At 35.5% G+C, this 1,179-nt stretch carries 2 protein-coding genes; both read right to left on the reverse strand.

The window, feature by feature from the left end; genetic code table 11:
- Window positions 1-60: 60 nt before the first annotated feature.
- Window positions 61-462: a DUF4279 domain-containing protein gene (locus tag AC6ROY_RS25370; protein WP_500103339.1), complete on the reverse strand. Its 402-nt coding sequence runs from the start codon at window positions 460-462 to the stop codon at window positions 61-63.
- Window positions 463-476: 14 nt separating this feature from the next.
- On the reverse strand, window positions 477-1,179 hold a 703-nt coding region (locus AC6ROY_RS25375), incomplete at its 5' end, for a polymorphic toxin type 33 domain-containing protein (RefSeq protein WP_500103340.1).

The raw sequence follows: 1,179 nt of genomic DNA on the forward strand, positions 1-1,179 counted from the left end.
TGGCCTTGCCGGACGCTAAATCGCTTGCTTCTTAAAGATGTAGAACTTTTGACTGTCCAGTTAATAAATATACATATCAAAGTCAAATTCCGCTTTGATGCTTCCTGCAAATTCAACAGTATCACTAGATAGATATATAGCAGGGGTCTGATTCTCCTCAATTTTAAGAACAATACTGAACTTATAATCCAACAGTAACTCTTCCCTTAACTCTACTAGTTGCGTCTTTTTATCTCGAATAAGATTAATTAATTTACTAAGTTGATCGTTAATATCAAGTGACTGCTCATAATCAGTTTTTATATACCAGCAAGTTTCCTTTCTAACAACATTTCTATCGTGTACTTGTTGGCCTTTAACATAAAAACCAGACGGTGTTAATTTTAATCTATTTGATATTTCAATTGGATCAAAAAGCTCACCCGTAACAATAAATTCCACTAAAACAGAAGTTTTATCCATGTCTAGTTCCTCCGTTACTTTATATAAATCCCTGTATGTATCCTATCACCCTTCCCACCTTTTTTGTAAATCAAAATTTCACCAGTTTCTTTTTCAACATACAAGTCATAATGAGCGATTTGTGCTTTTCTTCCAAGAAAATCTCTTTTTAATTCATGTGCGTCAAATCCTTGCTTTTTTAGATGTTTATCATCAATTTTATTAATTGAACCCAAAGTTTGTTTGAGTCCACTTTTAATAATTCCTCCCCTCCCAAGTGTTGCACCCCAAGCAAACCCTTCTTTAAAATCAGGAAATCCTTGTTCGATTTGTCCATCCATGTAACTTTGAAGATGTTGCTTTCTAAATGTCTCTTGAGTACCTCTATCTAGTTTGTAATATAAATCGTTGTTACCATTCTCTGACCAACTTGTATAAGCATAACTCCAAAAGTTCATTTCTTCCGGTAGGTATGCACCACTAATTCCTAAATATCCCTTTACTTCTCCATCCTCTAATACTGGATTACCCTGGAATTTCTCATCATCACCAAGATATTTGGAATTTGATGCACCATTATCGCAACTACCTCCATGAGCCCAATTTCCATCCGCAGATACACAGTAGTGCCCCGTCGGGTCTATATTCGTTAACGGATTATTCTCCACATACGTATACAAATTCAAACTCAGCGGATTCGCTAGTTCCCCTTCATACGTATCCTCATTAATAAACCGC

The sequence above is a fragment of the Paenibacillus sp. sg306046 genome, assembly GCF_059821225.1.

What these genes read in the sequence shown, in the direction of transcription:
- AC6ROY_RS25370 (WP_500103339.1), bottom strand. Translation starts at nt 462, where the DNA reads ATGGATAAAACTTCTGTTTTAGTGGAATTTATTGTTACGGGTGAGCTT.